Annotated in this window: 20 protein-coding genes; 8 read left to right on the top strand and 12 right to left on the bottom strand. The window is 70.2% G+C overall.

The annotated features are described in order from the left end of the window. Positions 1-49: 49 nt before the first annotated feature. The gene (locus BHS09_RS04395; protein ID WP_140797247.1) at positions 50-868 is read right to left on the bottom strand and encodes a hypothetical protein; all 819 of its coding nucleotides are present in this window, start codon (positions 866-868) and stop codon (positions 50-52) included. A 393-nt stretch (positions 869-1,261) separates the two neighbouring features. On the opposite strand from BHS09_RS04395, the gene BHS09_RS04390 reads away from it, so the two are divergent. Continuing rightward, the gene (locus BHS09_RS04390; protein ID WP_237078042.1) at positions 1,262-1,636 is read left to right on the top strand and encodes a PilZ domain-containing protein; all 375 of its coding nucleotides are present in this window, start codon (positions 1,262-1,264) and stop codon (positions 1,634-1,636) included. On the opposite strand, the gene BHS09_RS04385 is transcribed toward BHS09_RS04390, so the two are convergent. Together BHS09_RS04385 and BHS09_RS04380 are read right to left on the bottom strand one after the other, a co-directional pair. Continuing rightward, on the bottom strand, positions 1,631-2,293 hold the full coding sequence (locus tag BHS09_RS04385) for a TetR/AcrR family transcriptional regulator (protein WP_140797245.1): 663 nt from the start codon (positions 2,291-2,293) through the stop codon (positions 1,631-1,633). The two genes, BHS09_RS04390 and BHS09_RS04385, sit on opposite strands and share 6 nt — an antisense overlap. Next, the gene (locus tag BHS09_RS04380; RefSeq protein WP_140797244.1) at positions 2,293-3,384 is read right to left on the bottom strand and encodes a saccharopine dehydrogenase NADP-binding domain-containing protein; all 1,092 of its coding nucleotides are present in this window, start codon (positions 3,382-3,384) and stop codon (positions 2,293-2,295) included. The genes BHS09_RS04385 and BHS09_RS04380 overlap by 1 nt, the downstream gene beginning before the upstream one ends. Positions 3,385-3,561: 177 nt before the next feature. Here BHS09_RS04380 and BHS09_RS04375 point away from each other — a divergent pair, with 177 nt between their 5' ends. From BHS09_RS04375 to ureG, 5 genes are read left to right on the top strand one after another with little or no spacing between them, the layout of a single operon-like run. Next, positions 3,562-4,386 carry an urease accessory protein UreD gene (locus BHS09_RS04375; protein ID WP_140800607.1) on the top strand — a complete coding sequence of 275 codons (825 nt, stop codon included), beginning with the start codon at positions 3,562-3,564 and terminating at the stop codon, positions 4,384-4,386. 46 nt (positions 4,387-4,432) lie between these two features. Next, on the top strand, positions 4,433-5,203 hold the full coding sequence (gene ureA / locus BHS09_RS04370; RefSeq protein WP_140787532.1) for an urease subunit gamma: 771 nt from the start codon (positions 4,433-4,435) through the stop codon (positions 5,201-5,203). Beyond that, complete coding sequence (ureC, locus tag BHS09_RS04365; RefSeq protein WP_140797243.1) at positions 5,200-6,915, top strand: urease subunit alpha; 1,716 nt, start codon at positions 5,200-5,202, stop codon at positions 6,913-6,915. Before ureA ends, ureC begins: the two co-directional genes overlap by 4 nt. 14 nt (positions 6,916-6,929) lie before the next feature. Beyond that, positions 6,930-7,592 (top strand): urease accessory protein UreF, encoded by a 663-nt coding sequence (locus BHS09_RS04360; protein ID WP_140787528.1) that lies wholly within the window; start codon positions 6,930-6,932, stop codon positions 7,590-7,592. 16 nt (positions 7,593-7,608) lie between these two features. Continuing rightward, complete coding sequence (gene ureG, locus BHS09_RS04355) at positions 7,609-8,343, top strand: urease accessory protein UreG (protein ID WP_140797242.1); 735 nt, start codon at positions 7,609-7,611, stop codon at positions 8,341-8,343. Between the two features lie 53 nt (positions 8,344-8,396). Here the strand turns inward: ureG and BHS09_RS04350 are convergent, their stop codons facing one another. The 3 genes from BHS09_RS04350 to fdhA form a co-directional block, all read right to left on the bottom strand. Continuing rightward, positions 8,397-10,460 (bottom strand): M6 family metalloprotease domain-containing protein, encoded by a 2,064-nt coding sequence (locus BHS09_RS04350; RefSeq protein ID WP_140797241.1) that lies wholly within the window; start codon positions 10,458-10,460, stop codon positions 8,397-8,399. A gap of 442 nt (positions 10,461-10,902) precedes the next feature. Continuing rightward, positions 10,903-11,283: a hypothetical protein gene (locus BHS09_RS04345; protein WP_140797240.1), complete on the bottom strand. Its 381-nt coding sequence runs from the start codon at positions 11,281-11,283 to the stop codon at positions 10,903-10,905. 61 nt (positions 11,284-11,344) lie between these two features. Next, positions 11,345-12,544, bottom strand: a complete 1,200-nt coding sequence (gene fdhA, locus BHS09_RS04340) for a formaldehyde dehydrogenase, glutathione-independent (RefSeq protein WP_140787520.1) — start codon at positions 12,542-12,544, stop codon at positions 11,345-11,347. 166 nt (positions 12,545-12,710) lie between these two features. On the opposite strand from fdhA, the gene BHS09_RS04335 reads away from it, so the two are divergent. Further along, positions 12,711-14,057, top strand: a complete 1,347-nt coding sequence (locus BHS09_RS04335; RefSeq protein ID WP_140787518.1) for an erythromycin esterase family protein — start codon at positions 12,711-12,713, stop codon at positions 14,055-14,057. Positions 14,058-14,062: 5 nt separating this feature from the next. On the opposite strand, the gene BHS09_RS04330 is transcribed toward BHS09_RS04335, so the two are convergent. Then, entirely contained in the window at positions 14,063-14,683 is a 621-nt protein-coding gene (locus BHS09_RS04330) for a nuclear transport factor 2 family protein (protein ID WP_140797239.1), read from the bottom strand. A 50-nt stretch (positions 14,684-14,733) separates the two neighbouring features. On the opposite strand from BHS09_RS04330, the gene BHS09_RS04325 reads away from it, so the two are divergent. Next, positions 14,734-15,507, top strand: a complete 774-nt coding sequence (locus BHS09_RS04325) for an alpha/beta fold hydrolase (protein WP_140797238.1) — start codon at positions 14,734-14,736, stop codon at positions 15,505-15,507. Between the two features lie 114 nt (positions 15,508-15,621). Here the strand turns inward: BHS09_RS04325 and BHS09_RS04320 are convergent, their stop codons facing one another. From BHS09_RS04320 to BHS09_RS04300, 5 genes are all read right to left on the bottom strand, one after another. Then, on the bottom strand, positions 15,622-17,805 hold the full coding sequence (locus BHS09_RS04320) for a caspase family protein (protein WP_140797237.1): 2,184 nt from the start codon (positions 17,803-17,805) through the stop codon (positions 15,622-15,624). An 89-nt stretch (positions 17,806-17,894) separates the two neighbouring features. Then, complete coding sequence (locus BHS09_RS04315) at positions 17,895-18,815, bottom strand: hypothetical protein (protein ID WP_140787510.1); 921 nt, start codon at positions 18,813-18,815, stop codon at positions 17,895-17,897. Between the two features lies 1 nt (position 18,816). After that, positions 18,817-21,579, bottom strand: coding sequence for a TonB family protein (locus tag BHS09_RS04310; RefSeq protein WP_140797236.1), 2,763 nt, complete (start codon positions 21,577-21,579; stop codon positions 18,817-18,819). A 142-nt stretch (positions 21,580-21,721) separates the two neighbouring features. Next, on the bottom strand, positions 21,722-22,522 hold the full coding sequence (locus BHS09_RS04305; protein WP_140787506.1) for an energy transducer TonB: 801 nt from the start codon (positions 22,520-22,522) through the stop codon (positions 21,722-21,724). Between the two features lie 16 nt (positions 22,523-22,538). Next, positions 22,539-22,973 (bottom strand): ExbD/TolR family protein, encoded by a 435-nt coding sequence (locus tag BHS09_RS04300; RefSeq protein ID WP_140787504.1) that lies wholly within the window; start codon positions 22,971-22,973, stop codon positions 22,539-22,541. Between the last annotated feature and the right edge of the window lie 3 nt (positions 22,974-22,976).

Raw genomic sequence — 22,976 nt, 5'->3', positions numbered from 1 at the left:
CGCCGGACGGGAGAGGCTCCCGCCCGGCGTGGATGCTTCGGACCGCGGACTACTTGCCGCGGATGATGGACTCGCTGTGGATGGTCAGCGCGCTCGCGGCGGCCGTCAGGTCGATGGCCGAGAAGCTGGTGTACGGGTAGTGGCCATCGCCCAGCTCCTCGACGAACTCGACGTGGTCGCCGCTGACCTCGCGGCCGTCGAAGTTGAACGTGAAGGCTCCCGGCGTCGCGCTGCGGAAGGCCCACACGCAGGCGCCCGTGGGGATGGGGTCATTGAATCCGAAGGTCATGTGGTTGCGGAAGCCGATGTGGATGGGCGTGAAGCGGATGTGGATGTCGTACCAGGACGCGTCCATCGGGAACCAGAGGCCGCGGTTGATGTACCGGCCCTGGAACTGACCGTCGTTGTACACGTACACGCTGTAGGCCGAACCGCCCGGCGTGCCGGTGAACTGCGGCTGGAACGTCACCTGGCCCGGCTCACGGCCAATGCCGACCTGGATGGTGCTGACCACCTGGTCGCCATCACGCGCCGCCAGGGCGAAGCCCTGTCCGGCCTTGGCGAGGTCCTGGAAGACGGCCTTCTGCTCCCACTGCGTCGCGGCGGCGAAGTTGCTGGAGACGCCGTCGTTGGCGGCCTTCTCCAGGCCGGTGACGTTGAGGCCCTTCTCCGTGCGCGCGAGCTTCGCGTTGCCCGTGGCGCAGTTCGTGATGCCGGCGAAGGTCTCAACGCACTGCTGCTTCACGGGCGCTTCCTGGGCCGAAAGCGCGTCAGCCTCGGCAGGCTTCGACTCCTCGCCCTGGCAACCCGCGGCCGTCAGACTCAGGAGTGCTGCCGCCATCAGGCGGCCCGTCAGCTTGATGCTCATGGATGAAAAACCTCTCGTTGGGGGATGACGACTGCCGGGTCTCCGGTGAAGACCCGGAAGCCGCGTTTGCACCCAGCGCGCCAGCGCGTGGCGGACGGCGCCGTCGCTCGGTGCGGGCTCACCGGCCCCCCCGCTCACGAGCACATGACGTAGCGCGCGGCGTCACAGAAACCCAGCTCCTGTGGCGAGCCCTGTTACACCCCAGACAGCCAAGGAGCGCCTTTCAAGCGGGCTTCATGAGGCCCGGGGCACGGGTCCAACGAGACACCTGTCGGGTGTGTGCGCTGCGGGCTGGCTGGGTTCCGGGATTTCGTACCAACCCGCCATATCCCCTATGCTTCGTCGCAGTCGCCCGGGAGCCCGGCCGGACTTCCCCCCGGAGAAGGCTGGAACATGAACAGCGCCAGCGTGAATGAATCCCCCACGGATCGTCGTCGCTTTCCTCGGCTCGAGGCGCCGCTCTATGCCCGGCCCGCGCGACTGAGGCGCGTGGACAAGCAGCAGGTGCTGGACGCCAGCCTGGGGGGCATCCGCATCTACTCCGACGAGCAGTACACCCAGGACTCCGAGCTGGAGCTGGACCTGTTCCTGCGTGACGGCACTTCGTTGGAGTGCAAAGCGCGTGTGGCCTGGACGCGCAAGCTCCCCAAGGACGCGGTGGCGCGCTTTGAAGTCGGCCTGGCCTTCACGGACGTACCGCCGCTGGCCATGGACAAGCTCAAGTCGGTGCTCGTCGCGGATGACGAGGGTGGCCCGGCCGGCTCATAGCCGCCCGGCGGCGGGGACGCCCTTCAGGGCTTCCTCCAGCACGGCGCGCAGCTCCTGCTCCAACCCCGGCACCGAGGCCCTCCGGAGCGCACCGCCCCCCCTGAAGAGTGACAGCCCCTCCAGGAAGGCGACCACCAGGGCCGCGCGGCGCTCCAAGCGAGACGGACTGAGTTCGGGAGCCAGTTCACGCAGCAGCTCCACGACGCCCGCCCGGAAGCCCGCGTAGAAGACGGCGAGCGCGTCCGCGACCATCTCATCCCGTGCGGCGAGCGCCCACAGCTCCGCGAAGAGCTGGCAATGGCGCGGTGACTCCTGGTCCTCCAGCAGGGCCTCCACCGCGCGCCGAAGCCGCTCCACCGGCGCACGGCCGCCTTCCTCCACCCGCGCACGCACCCGTTGGCTGGCGGCTTCCAGGTAGCGCGCGAGCAGCGCCCGCACCACGTCCTGCTTCGCGGGGAAGTAGTACTGGAGGTTGCCCACGCTGAGCCCCGCCCGCTGAGCCACCCGGCGCAGCGTGAGCCCCGAATGGCCCTCCTCCACCAGTGTGTCGGTGGCCGCATCGAGGATGGACGCCACGCGCTCGGTCCCCTTGGCGTGGACGGCGGTCCCCTCGCGAGGCTTCGACGACGGCAGCTTCCCCCGCGTGGCGCGTGGCATCAGGCCGCCTCCCGGCGCGGTTGTTCCTCGAACCGGACCTGGACGCCGCACCCGCGCAGGGCCGCCAGGGCCTGCTCCGGACGCGCGTCGTGCTCCGGGAACCACACGCCCGGGGCGGGAGGCGGCGCGCCATCCCATCCCAGCAACCGCTCCGTCCCCAGCAGCGCGCCCACGGCCGTGAGGTGGGCCTGTCCCTTCGGGTCCACCACCTCGATGCGCATCGCTCCGCGAGGGCCCTCCACGTCCGCTACCCACGCCGCCTCACCGCCCGTGCCGCTGCTGGCCATCAGCGCGCGCCGCACGGACGTCAGGCGGGGATGCTGGAGCAGCCGGAGCAGCCCCACCTGCTGGAGCGCCGCGAGCATCCAGGTGACGGTGCCCGAATCGAACCCCAACCGCGTCGACACCGTGCGCGCGCCCAGCACCAGCGGCAGCGTGGCCTGCTCGGGCGTGTCGAGCCGGAAGACACGCGTGGGCCGCCCATCCGGGAACATCACCCGCCGGCCGTCCGTCAGCGGCAACACCTGCCGCTCCTTCCCTCCCTCCGTGATGTCGAAGGCCATCCCCAGCCGGTCCATGTACTCCACCGAGTCCGGACCCGCCTGGTCCGCCAGGGCGAAGCGGATGCCCACGTCGACGCGCTCGACGCCCCCTACCCGCTCCGACGCGCCCGCGACGAGCCTGGGCACCAGTCCCGCCATCCACGCGGAGCTGAGCAGGACGGGTGCCCGTGGGGGCGTCCCCGACAGCCGCAGCACCGCCGACTTCACACGCGACGTCCAGCGGGTGATGTCGAGCACCGCCACGCCTTCCCGGACCGCCGAGCGCAACACCGCATCGTCCGGGTCATTGACCAGCGACACCACGGCCCTGGGCCGTCCGGACAGGGACGCCAGCGGGTCGGGCGCCGTCACGTCCAGCACCGCGGCTTCCGCGTTCCCCAACCGACGGGCCAACGCCTCCGCGGGCTCGCGGCGACGGCCCGCGATGATGAGCGGCAAGTCCGGATGCCGCTCCCGCAGCAACTGCGCGAGCCACGTCCCCACCACGCCGTAGCCCCCCACCAGAACGACACTGTCCTCAGCCACCATTGCGCGCTCCACCCGCCCGGCGTGGGCCATCCACGCTGCTCGAAGTCTTTATTAGGTCACTCGACCTATATTTTCACGACAATCGTCCTGGCCGCGCGGCCGGGGGTGTCCACGGACCTGGCGTTGTGCTCCGGCCCTGTCTGCCGCAGGCTTGTCCCCGTGAGGGCGTCCGAGCAGATGGCGGTGGCTGAACCCCAGAGGGCCGGGCGCGCGCGGCTCGCCTTCGAACGCGCCGGTCCACGCACCATCGTGCGCACCGCGCTGGCGCACAGCCCCCTGCGGCTGCTCACGCCCCGGAACCACGGCCACGCGGCCTGGGCCTACACCAGCTCCTTCGGAGGCGGCCTGGTGGACGGCGACCAGGTCTCCCTGGAGGTGGACGTGGCCGCGGGTGCCACGGCGCTGCTGGCCAGCCAGGGTGCCAACCGCGTCTACCGCTCGCCCCGGGGGTGCCGGAACGACATGGTCGCCCGCGTGGAGGAAGGCGCGCTGCTGGCCTTCGTCCCGGACCCCACCGCGTGCTTCGCCGGTGCCCGGTATGCGCAGACGCTGGACGTGCGGCTCGCGCCCGGCGCCTCGCTGGTGCTCGCGGACGTCATCACCTCCGGCCGCAGCGCCAGTGGTGAACGGTGGGCATTCGCCCACTACGACTCCACCCTGCGCGTCTCCGTGGGCGGCCGTGCGCTCGTGGACGAGCGCTGGCTCTTGGACCCACGGCACGGCACGCTGCCCGAGCGCCTGGGCCGCTTCAACGCACTGGCCACCGTCCTGCTGGTGGGCCCCAAGCTCGCGGAGGCCCGTGGGCCCCTCTCCGCCCAGCTCGCCGCGCTGCCGGTGACGTCGCGCGCGGAGCTCGTGCCCGTGGTCAGCCCCCTGGGCGAGGACAGCCTGCTCCTCCGGGCCGCGGCCGTCTCCGTGGAGGCACTGTTGAACACCACACACGCGTGGCTGTCCTTCCTCCCTGCGCTGTTGGGCGATGACCCCTGGGCTCGCCGCGTCTGACGGGGCCTCCTTGGAAGCCATTGACGCGGCTCACTAGGCTGGTGGGGTGCACCTCTCCCCTCGCGATGTCGACAAGCTGCTGCTGCATCAGGCCGGCTTCCTCGCCCAGAAGCGCCTCGCGCGCGGGGTGCGGCTGAACTACCCGGAAGCGGTGGCGCTCATCGCCACGCAGCTCCTGGAGTTCATCCGCGACGGCCGCGGCGTGGCCGAGCTGATGGACCTGGGGCGTCAGCTCCTGGGACGCGCGCAGGTGATGGACGGCGTGCCGGAGATGCTGGCGGAGGTGCAGGTGGAGGGCACCTTCCCGGACGGCTCCAAGCTGGTGACGGTGCACCACCCCGTGGTGGCCGAGCACGGCAACCTGGAGCTCGCCCTGTACGGCAGCTTCCTCCCTGTTCCTCCGCTGGAGCGCTTCAGCGCGGCGGCGCGAACGGAGGAAGGACGTCCCGGTGAAGTGCGCGTGCAGCCGGGAGACGTCATCCTCAACGACGGGCGAGACACCGTCACCGTCAGCGTCACCCACCGGGGCGACCGGCCCATCCAGGTGGGCAGCCACTACCCCTTCTTCGAAACGAACCGCGCGCTGGTGTTCGACCGAGCCCGGGCCTACGGCCGCCGGCTGAACATTCCCGCGGGAACCGCGGTGCGCTTCGAGCCGGGTGAGCGCAAGACGGTCCAACTGGTCGCCATCGCTGGTGACGCGGTGGTGCGCGGCGGCAACGCGCTGGGCAGCGGCAAGGTGACACCGGAGGGCCGCGAGCGCGCGATGGAAGCGGTGCGCACGCAGGGCTTCGGTCACGAGGAGGAGCGCGGATGAGCCGGAAGATGGACCGCCGCCACTACGCGGACATGTTCGGCCCCACCACGGGAGACCGGGTGCGGCTGGGGGACACGGGGCTCTGGGCGGAGGTGGAGCGTGACGCCACCGTGTACGGCGACGAGTGCAAGTTCGGCGGCGGCAAGGTGCTGCGCGAGGGCATGGGCCAGCAGGCCGGCGTGGGGGACGCGGACGCGCTCGACTGCGTCATCACCAACGCGCTCATCCTCGACTGGACGGGCATCTACAAGGCGGACATCGGCATCAAGGGCGGCCGCATCGCCGGCATCGGCAAGGCGGGCAACCCGGACGTCATGGCGGGCGTGACACCGGGCATGGTGGTGGGCGTCACCACGGAAGCCATTGCGGGCGAAGGCCTCATCGTCACCGCGGGCGCGCTGGACACGCACATCCATTTCATCTGCCCCCAGCAGGCGGACGAAGCGCTGGCCAGCGGCGTCACCACCTGGGTGGGCGGCGGCACCGGGCCGGCCACGGGCACCAAGGGCACCACCTGCACGCCGGGCGCGTGGAACCTCCAGCGGATGCTGGAGGCCACGGACACGATTCCGCTGAACATCGGCCTCACCGGCAAGGGCAACACGTCCCTGCCACAGGGACTGGTGGAGCAGATTCGCGCGGGCGCCATCGGCCTGAAGCTGCACGAGGACTGGGGCACCACGCCGGCCGCCATCGACACCTGCCTCACCCTGGCCGAGGGCGAGGACATCCAGGTCACCATCCACACGGACACGCTGAATGAGTCCGGCTACGTGGATGACTCGCTGGCCGCATTCAAGGGCCGCACCATCCACACGTACCACTCCGAGGGCGCGGGCGGCGGGCACGCTCCGGACATCATCCGCGTGTGCGGCGAGCCCAACGTGCTGCCCAGCTCGACGAACCCCACGCGCCCGTACACAGTGAACACGCTGGATGAGCATCTGGACATGCTCATGGTGTGTCACCACCTGGACCCGGAGATTCCCGAGGACGTGGCCTTCGCGGAGAGCCGCATCCGGGGAGAGACCATCGCCGCGGAGGACATCCTCCACGACATGGGCGCCATCAGCATCATGGCCTCCGACAGCCAGGCCATGGGCCGCGTGGGCGAGGTCATCTGCCGGACGTGGCAGACAGCGCACAAGATGCGCGAGCAACGCGGCCGGTTGCCAGAGGAGCGAGGCGACAACGACAACCTCCGCATCCGCCGCTACGTGGCGAAGTACACCATCAACCCCGCCATCGCCCACGGCATGTCCCACGAGGTGGGCTCGGTGGAGGTGGGCAAGCTGGCGGACCTGGTGCTGTGGAACCCGGCCTTCTTCGGCATCAAACCGGAGCTGGTGGTGAAGGGCGGATTCATCGCCTGGGCGCAGATGGGGGACGCCAACGCCTCCATCCCCACGCCGCAGCCCTACATGATGCGGCCGATGTTCGGCGCTCGAGGCCGCGCGCCAGGCGCCACCAGCGTGGCCTTCATCTCCGGCCGCGCCTTCGCCGAGGGCACGGTGAAGGACCTGGGGCTCACCAAACGGATTGTCGCCGTGAGTGGCTGCCGCAACCTGGGCAAGAAGGACATGAAGCTCAACGACACGATGCCCACCCTCACCGTGGACCCGGAGACCTACGAGGTCCGCGCGGATGGCGAACTGCTTCGCTGTGAGCCCGCGAAGCGCCTGCCCCTGGCCCAGCTCTACTCGCTGTTCTGAGAGGGGCGCGAGGCATGGGCTCGTCATGGCGAGTGCTCCAGTTGGCGGACTCCGGTTTTCCCACAGGAGGCTTCGCGCACTCCGGCGGGCTGGAGGCCGCGGTGCAACTGGGCGAGGTGCGAGGCCCTGCGGAGCTGCGGCGCTTCGTGCGGGACTTGCTGTGGCAGACGGGCCATGGCGCGCTGCCGCTCTTGAGCGCCGCGCACCGTGAGCCCCCGTCGCTGCCCGTGTTGGACGCGCGCGCGGAGGCGTTCCTCTCCAGCCACGTGGCCAACCGCGCCAGCCGCACGCAGGGCCGGGCCTTCCTGGACACCTGTGCGCGCATCTTTCCCCGGCCGGTGACGCCGGTGCGCGAGGCGGCCCGCGCCGCCGGGCTGCGCTTCCACCATGCGCCCGTGTTCGGCGCGGTGCTGCACGCGCTGGACGTCTCGCTGGAGGACACGCAGCAGCTCTTCCTGTCCCTCACCTTGAGGGGCGCGCTATCCGCGGCGGTGCGGCTGGGCATCGCGGGCACGCACGAATCCCACCAACTCCAGCATCAGGCCACGCCTCTGCTGGACGAAGTGCTGGCGCGGTGCGCGGGGCTGGGGGTGGAGGCGCTGGCACAGCCGTCTCCGCTGCTCGACCTGTTCGGCGCCATGCACGACCGGCTCTATTCCAGGCTGTTTCAGTCCTGAGTGAGGTGAAGCGCACATGCACGACGACCACCGCGGCCACGGACACGACGACGACCATGACCACGAGCACGAGGAGTGGGACCACCCGGGCCACTACCACGAGCGCGAGGAGCCTCAGCGGCGCGATTACAAGGCACGCGCCTTCACGATTGGCATTGGCGGACCGGTGGGCAGCGGGAAGACGGCGCTGGTGCTGGCGCTGTGCCGCAAGCTGCGCGAACGCCACCGCCTGGGTGTCGTCACCAACGACATCTTCACCCAGGAGGACGCGGAGTTCCTCGTCCGCAACCAGGCGCTGTCCCCGGAGCGCATCAAGGCGGTGGAGACGGGCGGCTGCCCCCACGCGGCCATCCGCGAGGACATCAGCCACAACCTGCTGGCGCTGGAACAATTGATGGAGGCGCTGTCTCCGGAGCTGCTCATCGTCGAGAGCGGCGGCGACAACCTGGCGGCGCAGTACAGCCGCGAGCTGGCGGACTACACCGTCTACGTCATCGACGTGGCCGGCGGGGACAAGGTGCCGCGCAAGGGCGGCCCGGGCATCACCCAGTCCGACCTGCTGGTCATCAACAAGACGGACCTGGCGCCGTATGTCGGCGCGGACCTGGGGGTCATGGACCGTGACTCCCGGAAGATGCGCGGCGAAGGCCCCTTCGTCTTCACTCAGGTCACCAAGGACGTGGGCGTGGACGCAGTGGCCGAGCTCATCCTCGGCGCGTGGCGGCAGCGCACTGGCGCCCGGGCATCCTGAAGTCACACGTCCGCTCGCGACGGTGATGAGCCGCCGCGAGCGGACCTGAGACGTCACCGTGCGCGCGTCAGCGGCTCGGCCACATTCACGGTGGCCGTGCCGTTCCACACGAGGCCGTACTCGTCCTTGTAGATGTCCAGGTCCACCGAGTGGGCGCCGCGCGCGCTCGCCGGAATGGACTTGGTCATCGTGAAAGTGAATGCACCGCCCGGGGGCAGGTTCACACCCCAGTCGGAGAAGGCGGTGTCCCAGCCCGAGGGCAGGCTGGAATAGAAGTCGTACCAGACCCAATCACAGCCACCGGCGTCGTTGTTGGTGACGTTCACCGTCCAGGTGACGTCCGTGCCCGGCGCCGCCGTCACCGTCTGCGGGGACAGGCTCACCGTGGGCGGCGCGGGGACACAACGCTCGACGATGTCGATGTCCGCCGTGCCCTGCACCGTATGGCCGTCGCGCGTGGCCGACAGGCCCACGGCGTACGTGCCGGGCGCCGCGCTGTAGGGCGTGTACGCCTGGAGGCCCAGTGACAACGAGGCGGACGCGGCGACAGTGACTTGCGTGGGCAGACGGTCGGAGCCCCACCCCTGCGGGAGGAGGGTGGAGAGCTGGAAGGTGGACGGCGAACACGTAGGAGAGTCATGGTTGACGAGAATGGCCTCGAACTCCGGCCGGCCTCCAGGCCAGGCCGAGGGGGCGAAGGACGTCACCTGCACCTCGTGGGGTGCGCGGACGCACGCGGATTGACGGTGCGCGATGCTCACGACGAGTCCCGCGGACGTCGCCGCGTTCACGGTCACAGAGAGGGTGCTGTAGGGGTCGTCCCACGTCGTGCCCGGAAGCAGGGCCGGGTCGGTCCACGACGCCGTCTGCGGCGTGAAGTCGAGCAGGTGCGAGCCGCTCTGCGTCGCCGCATCCGCGTAGTGCACGAGCGCTCCGCCGAACACCTGCGCCGCCAGCGTCGCCTCATAGCCCCCCACGGGCTGGCGGTACTCCAACCACAGCCAGTCATTGCTCCCAGGCCGCCGCCGCACCTTGAGCGCCTTCAGCCCGCCCGACGCCACCACGGGCGCGAGGGTGAAGGTGCCGTCCACGCCGTCCACTTCGGCCACGGCGGACGCATCCAGCCAGCCGATGCGTGCCTTCTGCGGCGCCGCGTAGTGGCCCAGGTTCCACCGTCCCATCGTCGAGAAGACATCCCCGTACTCGTCGATGCCCCCCGTCGCCCCCGGCAGGCCCAGGGCCTCCGCGCCGAAGTCGCGCGAGCTCGCATGGCCCAACGTGAGGTTGTGCCCCGCCTCGTGCGTCACCAACTCCACGGCACTGTCGTGGACCATCATGGACTCCGCCACGAGCCACGAAGTGGAGGCCGTCACGGTGCCGTCCGCCGTCTGCACCAGCCCACAGGACACCGTGGCCTGACCGGCGTAGGAACAGCCCGCCTGCGGCCGTGGGTGGACAATGAAGATGCGGTCGTACTGCGTGAAGTCCACTTCCGCGTCCGCCGCCCGCACCGCGGCCTCACGCATGGCCGCGCCTTCACTGCACGAATAGGCGCGGTCCAGCGTGTACCAGCTCACCACATCACCCGTGGTGGTGGTGCGGCCCTCTGACACCTCGCTCCAGTAATCCGCCAGCGAACGGCGCGTCGCGGAGAAGAACACGTCGTGGACCGCCTGCGGGGTGATGGCGGGCCGGGCCATGCCGGGGAACTCCGTCATGATGACCAGGCTGCGCTGCACGCCGCTGACGCCACACGCGCTCGCCGTGCTCAGCGAGGACGCGGCATGGGTGTCCACGTCCACGCCCTGGGCGATGAACTGGCCGCCCTGCTCGCTCCCACGCACCTTCACCTGGAGCCCGCTGCGCAGTCCCGGCGGCGCGCCGTGTTCGAAGCGCACCTGGCGGCGCTGGTTCCCCTGCGTCACGAAGTACTCTTCCCACGACGCGGTGGGCGCGGGCGGGTCCACCACCACGACCTCCAGTTCCCCTTCCCATGACTCCTGACGGCTCACCGTTTCGTGTGGTGGCGACCCGTCCTGCGCTTCATCCACGTCGGAAACCTGCGCGCTACAGGCCGCGAACCACACGGCCGATACCATGCTCCACGTGCGGGACATTTCCCCTCCGGAGAACGGCGGCCCGGAACGGGTCGCCGCGCGCCTTGTGCCCGGAGCGATTCACTCGCGCAACGCATCTCCGACGAAGCCATGAGGAATTCACGCGGAACGATTGGAGACACGGCGCGGTTCGCTCGCGAGCGAGATCTGGTCGCTCACGGAGCGGCTGCTGCGCGCTCGTGGATTCGAAGCCGAGTTGCTGCGCTCAACGCCCTGGCAGGACCATCTGCCCGCCCGTGCGGGCGCTGGCGGCCTCCGCCCAGGCCTGATGCGACGGCGAGCCGTCCAGAGACACCGGCGCCCGAGCCATCGCCATTGTGAGGTCGAGCCCGTCCAACGCCGGGTAGGGGTTCCGGAGCGCGTTGGTCTACTGTCGCGCCGCGTCACCAGCAGGACGGCGGGCCGAGTCGTTCTCGGCACGAACAGGGAGCCTGGGGGCGGATTACTCCCAATCCTCACCGTCGAACCTCGGAATGACGACGGCCGAGTATTGAGCCTCTGGGAGGTAGATCACCTCCAGCTCCGTTCCTGGCGCGAGCAGGTGGCCGTGCTCGGGGCTCAGGGTCCGCTGCTGCACCAGCATCCAGGGCGCTCCGCCGTCCACGCCGTCGACCTGGAACGTCATCACGGTGGTGCGCTGGCGGTTGCGGTCCAGGACGCCGGCCTCCGCTTTCACCAGCCGGGCCCGTGCGCGCTGCCCGTGCGTCCAGATGCTCCTGCGCTTCCGGCGCGCCAGTCGCACGACGACGATGACGAGCGACATGGCGGCGACGAATCCGCCCGCCCAGGCAATCCACCCCGTGACGTCGTCATGGCCAGTCATGCAGGCGGGAGCCTACCGCCAACGCGGTGGCGGCGGGAGGCTCCGCGCCAGACGTCCCGTGTCAGGCCGCCTTCTTCAGCATCCCGTTCGGATCGATGACGAACTTGCGCGCCACGCCCGTGTCGAACTCGTGATAGCCGCGCGGCGCGCCGTCGAGCGAGATGACGGTGGCGTTGACGACCTTCGCGATGGGCAGGCGGCCATGGAGGATGGCCTGCATCAGCTGGCGGTTGTAGCGCAGCACCGGCGTCTGCCCCGTGGCGAAGCGGAGCGACTTGGCCCAGCCCAGACCGAAGCGCATGCGCAGGTTGCCGTGCTGCGCGGCCTCGTCCTTGGAGCCCGGGTCTTCCGTCACATACAGCCCGGGGATGCCGATGGCGCCCGCGGCCCGCGTCACCGCCATCAACGAGTTGAGCACCGTGGCCGGCGCCTCCGTCGAATGCTGCGCGCCATGGCCACGCGCCTCGAAGCCCACCGCGTCCACGGAGGCATCGACCTCGGGGACGCCGACGACGGCGGCGATCAGCTCCTCCAACTTGTCGCTCTTCGTGAGGTCAATGGGCTCGAAGCCCACGGACTTCGCATGGGCCAGCCGCTCCTTGTTCATGTCCCCCACCATCACCACCGCCGCACCCAGGATGTGCGCGGACGCAGCCGCCGCGAGCCCCACGGGCCCGGCCCCCGCGATGTACACGGTGGAGCCCACGCCCACGCCCGCGCTGACGGCGCCGTGGAAGCCCGTGGGCAGGATGTCCGACAGCATGGTCAGGTCGAGAATCTTCTCCATCGCCTGCGCCTTGTCGGGGAAGCGGATGAGGTTGAAGTCCGCGTAGGGCACCATGACGTATTCGGCCTGGCCGCCGACCCAGCCGCCCATGTCCACGTAGCCATAGGCGCCCCCCGCGCGGCCCTCGTTGACGTTGAGGCACACGCCCGTCTGCTGCTCCCGGCACGTGCGGCAGCGGCCACAGGCGACGTTGAAGGGCACGGTGACCAGGTCGCCCACGTTCAGGAACTCGACGTCCTTTCCCTTCTCCACGATTTCGCCGGTGATTTCGTGCCCGAGCACCAGCCCCTTCGGCGCAGTCGTCCTTCCGCGCACCATGTGCTGGTCCGAGCCGCAGATGTTGGTGGTGACCACCTTGAGGATGACGCCGTGCTCGATGGGCTTCCCCTTCGGGTTGGCCAGCTTGGGGTAATCGATGGACTGCACCTCCACCTTGCCGGGACCGAGATAGACGACGCCGTGATTGCTGGGCATGAGCGGGCTCCTCCTGGACTGCGATGCCTGGCTAAGGCTGGGGACCCGATGGGGCGCTGGCACGAGGCCCCGTGAATGCAATGGAGGGGGTGCCTTCCCGTCCGCCGTCCGGGCTGAGGGAAAGGCACGATGGTCACTCCGCCGGGTCCGCCCCACCTTGTGAGGCATGGGTTCAATGGAGGAGGACGCCCCGGAGGTGTCGGCCGCCCTGCTGGAGGGCATCCGAGCCGCCGCGCTCCCCGTGTCGGGCCGCGCTTCGGACCTGGACCCGCTCATCGAGAGCATCGGTGATGCGCGGTTCGTCCTGCTGGGCGAGGCCACACACGGGACACACGAGTTCTACCAGGCACGCGCCACCCTCACCCGCCGCCTCATCGCCGAGCAGGGTTTCCGCGCGCTGGTGGTGGAGGCCGACTGGCCGACCGCCCTGCGCGTCGACACGTTCGTGCGGGGTAACGGGCAGGACACGACGGCCGCTGGCGCCCTGGGCAACTTCCAGCGATTCCCACGGTGGATGTGGCGCAACCGGGAGATGGAGGAGCTGGTCACCTGGATGCGTGCCCACAACGCCACGGTGCCGCCGGAGCAGCGTGCGGGCTTCTACGGCATGGACCTGTACAGCCTTCACGACTCCATGCGGGAGGTGGTGGCCTGGTTGGACACGGTGGACCCGGACGCCGCGCAGCGGGCCCGCGAGCGCTACGCCTGCTTCGACCATTTCGGCCCCGAGCCCCACGTCTATGGCCAGTCCACCACGTCGGGGCAGGCGGACTCGTGCGAGGAGCAGGTCTGGGCCCAGTTCGTGGAGTTGCAGCGGCGGAGGACTCGAGGGCCCGAGGACGCGGACGCCCGCTTCCACGCCGAGCAGAACGCCCGGCTCGTCGCCAACGCGGAGGCGTACTACCGCGCCGTGTATGCGGGCCGGCACGAAGGCTGGAACCTGCGTGACACGCACATGGCGGACACGGTGGACGCGCTCGCGGCGCACCTGTCACGCAGCGGTCCACCGGCCCGGTTGGTCATCTGGGCGCACAACTCCCACCTGGGTGATGCCCGCGCCACGCAGATGGGTGACCAGGGGGAGCTCAACGTGGGCCAGCTCCTGCGCGAGCGGCACGGCGCGGCCACGTACAACGTGGGCTTCACCACGTACACGGGTGTGGTCATCGCCGCGCACGAATGGGACGAGCCCGGCCTGCGACGCCGCATCCAGCCCGCCATGTCCGGCAGCTACGAGCGCCTGTTCCACGACGTGGGCATGCCCGCGTTCCTGCTGCGCATGGCCGAGCTGGGCGAAGCGGCGGGCGGCCTGCACGAGCGCCGTCTGGAGCGCGCCATCGGCGTGGTGTACGCGCCGCGCACCGAGCGGTGGAGCCACTACTTCCACGCGAACCTGCCCGCGCAGTTCGACGCGGTGCTGCACTACGACGAGACGCGGGCATTGCGCCCGTTGGATTCGGATGCCGGGCACGGGGAGGAGGACGCGCCTGACACGTATCCCTTCGGGTTGTGAGGAGGTTAGTTCGCCTGAGCGGGCGCCCTCTCCTTGATGGGGGGCGTCTGCGGCGCGGGCACCTTCGCCGGCGGCCTGCCGGTGGTCGACTTCGGCGGCTTCTGGCTCCGCACCAGGTGCCGCTCGATGCGCCGCTTCACCTCCGGCAGCACGTCGTTGGGGATGGGGATGGAGAGGTTGTACTGGGCAATCTTCCAGGTGTCGGCGTCCTTCACCAGCACGCCGCTGCCGCGGCTGGGGCCCAGGTTGGGCGTGTCCAACGCCTCGTCGAACCAGGCCACCGCGCCATCCTTCGAGAAGAAGATGTGGCGTGACGTCGCCTTGAAGTTCCAGGCCTTGCCCTTGGAGAAGTACGGCTTCGCCCAGGCGTGGAATTCGTCACGGGTCCAACGCTCGGTCGCGTCGGTGCCCAGGTACACCGCGTCGTCGGTGAAGTGGCCGAAGTAGCGCGCCTCGTCCGCGGCGGCGGCGGCCTGGTGCCAGTCATCCAGCACGGCGGTGACAGCGGCCTTCGGGTCCACGGGGGCCGTGTTCGCGGGAGCGGAGGCGAGCACGAAGAGCAGCAAGGAAACGGTAGGCACGCGGAAGACCTCATCAGGCGGGGCGTTCAAGGTATGAAGCGGCACGGCCCGCCCCGCGTCAAGGCGAACGGGGTGGAGAGAAAGGCACGAAGCGCATGGTCCTCGAGAGTTTCCTGGTGGGTGAGGGCGATGTGCCCACGGTGATGCTGCACGGCTTCCTGGGCACGGGGCGCAATCTGCGCTCGCTGGCGACGGCGTGGAGCGCGGCGGACCCGAGCCGGCGCATCCTCCTGCCGGACCTCACCGGGCATGGGACGTCCCCTGCCCTGCCGGCGAACTCGGACCTCTACAGCATGGCCCGGGACGTGGTGGACACGGCGCGTGCGCAGGGGTTCCAGGGTCCGTTCGACTGGGTGGGGCATTCGCTGGGAGGGAGGGTGACGCTCGCGGCGAGCCTCAATGTCCCGGAGGCCGTCCGGAGTGTGTCGCTGCTGGACATCGCCCCGGGGCCCGTCCCGGGAGACTTGTCGGAGAGTGGCAAGGTGCTGGGCATCCTGCTCCAGGCCCCGTCCCAGGCGGAGAATCGCCGGACGATGCGCGCGGAGCTCACGGGCCGCGAATTGTCGGAGCCGCTGGCGGACTGGCTGCTGATGAACCTGGTGACCGAGGAGCGCGGCGTGCGCTGGCGCTTCGACCGGCAGGGGCTGGCGGACCTGCACTCGCGCGTGAATGACACGGACCTGTGGGCGGCGGTGGAGCGCAAGGAGGGCCCACCGACGCGGTGCCTTCGGGGTGGCCGCTCGAAGTACGTGAGTGACGCGGACGCGGAGCGCCTGGTGGCCGCGGGCTGCCCGGTGGAGACGCTGCCGGAGGCCGGGCACTTCGTCCACGTGGACGCGCCGCAAGCGGTGTTGGCGTGGCTGCGCTGAGCTACTGCTGAACCTGGAGGATGCGCCAGCCGCGCGTGTCGATGGCGTAGCTGGCGCCGACATCCAGAATGGGCGGGCCGCCGATGTCGCAGGCCTCGCGGCTGGGAATTCGAGTCAGATGCGAACGCCCAGCAGCAGGCCGGGCCACATCCGGACGCCGCCGGGGCCGCGCCCCAACTTCCACTGCGGCAGCCAGCTCACGTTGCGGTCCTCGTCCTGAGACGAAGGGTCATACGCGTTGAGGGACACGCCGCCGAAGAGCGCGAAGCGCCGCTTGAGTTCCCACCCCAGCGTGGCGCGCATCCGGAACAGCGTGTTCTTGGGCCCCGAGCCATAGAAGTTCGGCTGCCAGCTGCCGTACGACAGGTCCACGTCCAGCGAGTAGCGGTCCGCGGCATCCAGCGGGACGTGCACGCCCAGACCCATGTTGAGGAAGGTCCGCAGCGAGTCCTCGCCAATCCCCACGCCCGTGGTGGCCAGCACGTAGACTGTCCGGCTCCCATACTTGATGCCCACCGACAGGGGCATGACGTCGTCGGCGGAGAGCTCCAGCACGAAGCGCCCCTTGCGCACGATGCTCAAGAAGCCGATGGGCACCGACACGTCATCCGCGATGTTGATGAACCCCAGCTGCACGCCGCGCACCTCGGCCGCCACGTTGATGAGGCCCACCTGCGCGCCCGCGACGTCCCCGGAGATGTTGATGAGGCCCACCTGCGCGCCCGCGAGCCGCTCCGCCAGGTTGATGCCCACGGCCGCCTGCACGCCACGAAGGCGCGCCGCCGCGCGGTTCGCCGTGGTGCTCACCTGGAAGCCCGTGAAGTCCCGCTCGGCCATGTTGAAGACGGCGGACACCTGCCCGCCCGTCCCGCCACCGAAGGCGAGGTTGCCGCCGAACGCCGTCTGGAGACCGAAAATCTCCCCGCCCGCCACGTTCGCGACGCCCGACACCTGGAACCCCTCCACCGTCCCATCCACCCACCCCACGCCGACGGCCACGCCCAACCCCTGAAGCTGCATCGAGCGCACGCCCAACGCGCCCAGCGCCAGATGGTTGCGCCCGCCGCCTCCCCACAGCGCGGTGGTGGCCAGCGGCGGCACCAGTGACAGGTTGAAGGGCACGGAGGGCATGTCACCGAGGACCACCGGCTCACCGGTGGACAGGGCCTCGGCCCGCATGTCCGTCCCGCCTCGGGCCGCCGTGCGGGTGAGTGTCATGGGAACGAAGTGCTCGGCGCGCAGCTCCGAGCCTCCCTTCGGCGACACCGTCAACTCCGCCTCGAGCCGCTGCGAGGGCCGCTCCAGCACGACCTGATAGCGCCCCGCCTCCAGCCCCAGCGCCAGGCGCCGGCCCGCGGGCTTCTGCAGCTCCGCGACCAGCTGGTTGCCCCAGTCGCGCACGAAGAGGCGGCCCTGCACGTCCTCCGCCACCGTGAGCCGCACGCGCGAGGTGCGCAGGTCCGTCAGCACCAGGTCGCCGCTGCCCGCCAGTTGGATGTCATAGGCCGCGTGCTGCGGACCGCCCTGCGTTCGCTCCGTGCGCGCCAGCGTTTCATGGAAGGCGAACTGGTAGGCCTCGTGCAGGGTGACGCGGCCGTCGCCGCTGGCGTCCGCCGCGCCGCGCAGGCCCGTCACCAGGAAGTGCGTGAAGAAGGACGCGCCAATGGTGTCCGACTCCTGCGCCACTTCATCCGCGGAGCTGGAGGCGAGGTACGCGTGGCCCCGCACCTGCGACGCCGCGTCCATGAGGAAGCCCGGCCGGTGCACCCCACCCTTGAAGCGCGTCACCGCGCCGGAGCCGCACGAGTCCAGAATCGCGATGCGCACGTCCACGGGCACCGCGCCCAGCCCCTGCTTCAGCGCCGCGTAGGTCAGCCGCTCACCGCGCGGCAGCAACCCCTCCGCGTCCGAGTGGCCCGAGTAGTAGAGCACCAGCTCGCTGCGAACGCCGTCAGCGGCCGCGGCTTCCACCAGCACCCGCATCCGCTCCAGCGCGCCCAGCAGGCCCTTCCGGTCCGCCTCCAGCAGCAGCACGCGGTCCGCCACCGCCACGCCGCCCAGCTCCCCCAGCACGCGGGACATGGCCAGCGCATCCGAGCCCGCGTAGCGCAGCCGCTCGCGTCCCTCACCGCCCTCGCTGGAGCCCACGAGCAGCGCGAAGCGGCGCAGCGTCACCGGGGGCTCTTCCGCCGGGGGCGGCGTGGCCGCGGCGGACACCGTGGCCCACACGCCCAGGCAGGCGGCGGCCAGCAGACCGCACCGGCGGCCCCATTCCCCAGCAGTGGTGCGTCTCATCATCCGCGTTCCACCCCACGCGTCAGGCCCGGCCCGGCCTCAAGCGAGTCCCCTCGGCATATCTCGACTGAAGGCCGGCGCGCGAGCCCGGCTCACGGACTCCAGAGCGCCCGCCGCACCAACCAGGAACTGCCGCCCCGGCCGTCCCGCACCACCGCCCAGAACGTCACCTCTTGCGCCTGCGCGCCCTCCGGCGGCTCCCACTCCGTGCGGTGCCGGCCCTCCTGCCCGCCGAAGGACGAGCCGCCCGTCTCCTGCGGCGAGAACTCGCCCAGCGTCGCGTGCCACGAAATCCCCCAGCTCTCCCGCAGCGTCACCGCCTCCAGCCGGAGCCCGGGCACCACGTACGTCTCCTGCAAGGCCGCCACGTCCTCGGCCGTCACCACGAAGGGCCCGGCGCCCCGCAGCTCCAGTGGCGCCGCCTCGGCCCAGGCCACGTCGTCCACGCGCAGGCCCGGAATCACCGGCTGCACGTTGGCCCGCATGCCCTCCACCACCGGGCACCAGAAGACCATCAGCTTCTGCGCATACACCCGCTCCTCCCCCGCCTGCGTGAAGAGGACCAGCGGCATGCGCAGGCCGCCCAGCCCCAGGTAGGGGTCCAGCTCCTGCACCCGCTCGAGCAGCGGCGTGTCCTCGGCCAGCGTAGCGGCGCCCGGGCGGATGCTGAGCGTGAGCTCACCGGGCGCGGTGGTGCCCTCCGCGAGCAGCACGCGGTTGGATTCGTTCGCGCACGTCCGGTCCTCGGGGTCCGCGCACGCCCACAACGTGTACTGGATGGGACGGCCCTCGCCCGCCGGGTCCACCAGCAGCGCGCGGTATGTCACGGGCTCGGAGAGTTCATCCAGCGTCGCTGGGGTGAGCTCACAAGCAGACGCCATGAACTCCGGCGGCTCCGTGGCGAGGCCGAGCACACGGAAGTCGTGGACGCGCGAAGGCTGGTCCTCGACGTCGACACACGCGGTGGCTCCCAGCAGCAGCAACAGGCCGCCATACTCGAGCAGGGTCTTCATCTCAGAAGCTTCCTTTCACACCCACCACGGGGAGGATGGGGATGCCCGGCACCTCGTACTCCCGACGGAACCGGTAGTCGTTGAAGACGAACTCGACGTTCTTCGCGTTGTAGAGGTTCTGCACGTCCAGATAGGCCGTGAGCGTCCAACTCTGGAACCGCCAGCTCTTGTCCACGCGCACGTCCAGTTGGTGGAAGCCGCCCGTGCGGTCGGAGAAGTAGGGACCGAACGTCGCGTTGTAGCGGTTGCGGTCCGCGTCGTAGACGTCATAGCCGCTCGCCAGCGGCGTCATGGGCCGGCCGCTGGTGTAGCGGAAGCGGCCGCCCAGCTCCCAGCCGTCGCCCAGCACATAGCTCGCCACCAGCGTGAGGATGTGCGTCTGGTCCCAGGGGCTGAGGCCATAGGTGGAGTCGTCCGGCACGCTGCCGCCACCGAAGGTCCCTCCGCCCTGGGGTAGCGGCCCCGTGCGCCCGTCCTCCGCGCGGCTGAAGGTGTACGAGAGCCAGCCGGACCACTTGTCCGTCGCGGAGGCGCGCTCCTTCTTCAGCATCACCTCCACGCCATACGCGCGGCCGATGCCGTCGTTGGAGTACGGCAGCGTGAAGACGCCGCCGCCCTCGTTGGTGACGAGCTGGCCGGGCGACACGATGTTGTTGAAGCGGCGGTTGAAGAAGCCGGTGACGTCCACGTTGAGCACGTCGGTGATGCGGTGCTCCACGCCCAGGCTGCTCTGGAACGCGCGTTGGTAGGCGAGGTCCGGGTTACCGTAGGGCAAGGAGATGAAGCGGAACGTCTCCGGCGGCTGGCTGTAGAGGCCCAACGAGCCCTTGAGGTTGGTGCGCGAGGTGGCCGCGTAGCGGACCCACAGCCGGGGGTCCAGCGCCAGGTTCCGCGTGTTGCCCACCGACTGGAGGTTGCCGCGCACGCCCGGCGTGAAGGTGAAGCGCCCCACCAACAAGTCCGCTTCCAGGAAGAGCGCGCCGTCGAAGGCGTTCAGGGCAATCTGCTCCTCCAACTGCTGGCCCACCGGCTCGGCCCCGGGGAAGGGCACGTACTCGATGCCGCCCGGCGCGGGGAAGGACACGTCATAGCGCTCGTGCTCGAAGACGATGTCCAGACCCGTGCGGAGGGTGAGCGCGGAGGACAGCTCGATGCCCAGCACCTCGCGGGCGCCCAGCGTGTACGTCTTGCCTTCCTGCCGCGCGAGCCCGAAGTCGATATCGTTGCGGTCCATGCCGACGAAGGGCGTGAACACGGACCACATCGCGCCCTTGCGGTAGGTCCAGTCGCCCTTCACCCGGTGGAAGTTCATGCGCGTGTCCAGCTCCAGGTCCCGCTCCGTCTTGGGGCCGGTGGACACCACGCGGAGCTGGTCATCACTGCCGAAGGCCATGATGTAGCCGGAGCTGCGCGCGCCCCCGGCGGCCACGGTCGTGTCGTCGTTGGGCGAGCCCCGCTTCGCGCCGAAGTCCACGCGCAACTGGTAGTCCCAGTAGCGCGGCACCACGGAGAGCGTGCCCCCCTCCGATTCCGGCAGGACGGCGGGCAGAATCGCGTCGATGTAGGAACGGCGCGCGGCGGCGGCCACGCTGATGCCATCCGTAATCGGGCTCTCCAGGAAGAAGCCCGCGTCCAGCAGGTCCACCTTCACCGAGCCATGCAGCGTGTCCGAGGCGCCCTTGCGCGTGCCCACCTCGACGATGCCGCCCACCGCGCGGCCGTACTGGCTGCCGTAACCGCCCGGGAAGAAGTCGAGCTGGTCGATGAACTCGGCGTTGACCACCGAGGGGCCGCCGAGCAGGTGGAACAGGAGGGGGATTTGGACCCCGTCCATCATCGTCGACGTCTGGCCCGGGTTCGAGCCACGCACCAGCAGCTCACCAGAGATGAAGGGCGCGCGCGCCACGCCCGGCAGCGACTGGATGACGCGGATGGGGTCTCCAAAGGAGCCCGGCGTCTTCTGCGCCTCCTCGCGGGTGATGGTGCGGCGCACCACCTCCTTCTTCGGCCGGTCGGAGCGCACCACCGTCTCCAGGCCGCCGCCCGAGGGCGCGAGGTAGAAGTTCACCTCCGTCGTCTCGTTCGGCTTCAGCTCCTCCTTCGTCTGGTAGAGCTGGAAGCCCGTGGCCACCACGCGCACCTCGCAGGTGCCCGCGGGCACCTCGAGCGTGAAGCGGCCGTCCTCGTCGGACATCACCTCGGGCGCGTCCGGGTCGTCGCCGCAGCGCACGGTGGCGTTGGGCACGCGCGAACGGCTGCCGCGGGAGATGAGCTGGCCGGTGAGCGTGGCCTTGGGCTGCTCGGCCTCCGCGGCCTCGGCGCCCGCCTCCGGCTCCGGCGCGGTGAGGGTGAAGTGGTAGACGTACTCCACCTGCACCGGCGCGGGCACGCTGTCGACCTCGGCGGGCGAGAAGCGGAACTGGCGCACCGCCGCGATGGCCGCCTCGTCGAAGCCATTGCCCACCGGCTCGGTGGGCAACACCTCGGCGACGGAGCCGTCATCCGCGATGGTGATGATGAGCCGCACGGACGCGGTGAGCCCCTGCGCGAGCGCCTCGGGCGGGTACTGCGCCTCCACCTGCTGCACCAGTTCGGGAGGCTTGGTGATGGTGGGCTGGGCCTGCGCCGCAGGTGGCGTGGCCGCGTCCGTGGGTGGCGCACCGGCCTGGGGTGCCTGCGCGAGCACGGGCGCCGCCAGCAGGAGCGAGGCCGCGACAAGCGCGCCTCGGGCTTTCAGGGTGGAGGACATGGCGTGTCCAAGCATACGGGTGAGGGGGTTGCCGCTCCCGCTGAAAGAGAGACGGAGCGATGGCGAGGTGGAATCCCGGCAATGCCTGTGGGGATGGGTACCCCTGACATGCCGGGCACGCCCGTGCTCCGCCGCTCTCCCAGCGGGAGTGGCGACATCAATCGAGCAGGAAGGTGTACGAGTATTTCATCTCCGTGGAGACAGGCTCGCCGCCCTTGATGGCGGGCTTGAAGCGGAAGCGGCGGATGGCATCCCTCGCCGCCTCGTTGAGGCCGTAGCCGGGCCCCTTGAGAATCTTCACCGCCACCACCTTGCCCTCGTGGTCGATGGTGATGGAGAGCGTGACGGTGCCCTCCACGCCCGCGCGGCGCGCTTCCTCCGGATAGGGAATCTTCACCTCGGAGGCCACCGTGGGCTCGGAGTCCACCTGGTAGATGGGCGCGTACTTCGGCGCGCTGTACGCCTTCACCTCCTGGGGCGCCTTCGCCGTGGGGCCCGTCCTTCCGTAGAGCGTATTGCCCACGGGCGCCGCGAAACCTCCAGCGCTGGTGGTGGAGGACATCGACAGGCCCACCACCAGGGGCGCGGGCTTCGCTGACGGCGGCGGCGTCTCGTTGGGGGGCGGCGGCGCGTCCACGGGCGGTGGTGGCAGCGGCTTGGGGGCCTCGGCCACCTTCACCGGCGGCGGCTTCACCACCCTGGGCTTGGGGGGTGGCGGCTTGGGCGGCTCCTCCGGCTTCGGCGCCTCGGGAGGCGGCGGGGGCGGCTTCTGCACCTCCACCATCACCATCTCCACGGGACGCTTGGGCACGGGGCGCGAGCGCGAGTCGCCCTCACCCAGCGCCCAGAAGCCGCCGACGTGAATCCCCAGCGACACGAGCAGAAAGGCGCCCACCACGACCAACGAGCGGTCGTGCGTGGACGTCGTGGGACTATTTTCGAGGACCGCCTGGCTCATGCGCTGATGCCTCGCTTCAGGGCGCGGGGGCCGTGGCCGAGGGGGCCACGTCCTTCTCGATGTTGAGCGCGAACTTGGCGATGCCCTGGCCCTTCACCACGTCGATGAGCCGCATGACGCGTCCGTAGGGCAGCGACTGGTCGGCGCTGATGATGGCGCGCGTCTCCTTGTCCTTGGCCACCGCCTCGGCGACCTTCGCCTCCAGCTCCTTCTCGGTCATCTCGGTGCCGTCGAAGAAGAACTTGCCCTCCTTGTCCAGCACCACGTTGACCAGGCCCTGCACCGTCTCACCGCCGTTGGCCGCGCGGGGCAGGTCCACCTCCACCGTCTCACGGACGATGAAGTTGGCCGTCACCATGAAGATGATGAGCAGCACCAGCACCACGTCCACCAGCGGCGTGACGTTGATGCCCGTGATTTCGTCGTCGTTGTCCTGCGCGCCGCCCGCCATGGC

The organism is Myxococcus xanthus, from assembly GCF_006402735.1.
Classification (GTDB): Bacteria; Myxococcota; Myxococcia; order Myxococcales; family Myxococcaceae; genus Myxococcus; species Myxococcus xanthus_A.
Note: the sequence above shows the minus strand (reverse complement) of the source record. Positions and strands in the feature narration are given on the sequence as shown.

Bases quoted from the DNA above. Each gene is read 5' to 3' on its own strand.
- BHS09_RS04395 (WP_140797247.1), bottom strand. From the start codon at position 868: ATGAGCATCAAGCTGACGGGCCGCCTGATGGCGGCAGCACTCCTGAGT.
- BHS09_RS04390 (WP_237078042.1), top strand. From the start codon at position 1,262: ATGAACAGCGCCAGCGTGAATGAATCCCCCACGGATCGTCGTCGCTTT.
- BHS09_RS04385 (WP_140797245.1), bottom strand. From the start codon at position 2,293: ATGCCACGCGCCACGCGGGGGAAGCTGCCGTCGTCGAAGCCTCGCGAG.
- BHS09_RS04380 (WP_140797244.1), bottom strand. From the start codon at position 3,384: ATGGTGGCTGAGGACAGTGTCGTTCTGGTGGGGGGCTACGGCGTGGTG.
- BHS09_RS04375 (WP_140800607.1), top strand. From the start codon at position 3,562: ATGGCGGTGGCTGAACCCCAGAGGGCCGGGCGCGCGCGGCTCGCCTTC.
- ureC (WP_140797243.1), top strand. From the start codon at position 5,200: ATGAGCCGGAAGATGGACCGCCGCCACTACGCGGACATGTTCGGCCCC.
- BHS09_RS04360 (WP_140787528.1), top strand. From the start codon at position 6,930: ATGGGCTCGTCATGGCGAGTGCTCCAGTTGGCGGACTCCGGTTTTCCC.
- ureG (WP_140797242.1), top strand. From the start codon at position 7,609: ATGCACGACGACCACCGCGGCCACGGACACGACGACGACCATGACCAC.
- BHS09_RS04350 (WP_140797241.1), bottom strand. From the start codon at position 10,460: ATGTCCCGCACGTGGAGCATGGTATCGGCCGTGTGGTTCGCGGCCTGT.
- BHS09_RS04345 (WP_140797240.1), bottom strand. From the start codon at position 11,283: ATGACTGGCCATGACGACGTCACGGGGTGGATTGCCTGGGCGGGCGGA.
- fdhA (WP_140787520.1), bottom strand. From the start codon at position 12,544: ATGCCCAGCAATCACGGCGTCGTCTATCTCGGTCCCGGCAAGGTGGAG.
- BHS09_RS04335 (WP_140787518.1), top strand. From the start codon at position 12,711: ATGGGTTCAATGGAGGAGGACGCCCCGGAGGTGTCGGCCGCCCTGCTG.
- BHS09_RS04325 (WP_140797238.1), top strand. From the start codon at position 14,734: ATGGTCCTCGAGAGTTTCCTGGTGGGTGAGGGCGATGTGCCCACGGTG.
- BHS09_RS04320 (WP_140797237.1), bottom strand. From the start codon at position 17,805: ATGATGAGACGCACCACTGCTGGGGAATGGGGCCGCCGGTGCGGTCTG.
- BHS09_RS04315 (WP_140787510.1), bottom strand. From the start codon at position 18,815: ATGAAGACCCTGCTCGAGTATGGCGGCCTGTTGCTGCTGCTGGGAGCC.
- BHS09_RS04310 (WP_140797236.1), bottom strand. From the start codon at position 21,579: ATGCTTGGACACGCCATGTCCTCCACCCTGAAAGCCCGAGGCGCGCTT.
- BHS09_RS04305 (WP_140787506.1), bottom strand. From the start codon at position 22,522: ATGAGCCAGGCGGTCCTCGAAAATAGTCCCACGACGTCCACGCACGAC.
- BHS09_RS04300 (WP_140787504.1), bottom strand. From the start codon at position 22,973: ATGGCGGGCGGCGCGCAGGACAACGACGACGAAATCACGGGCATCAAC.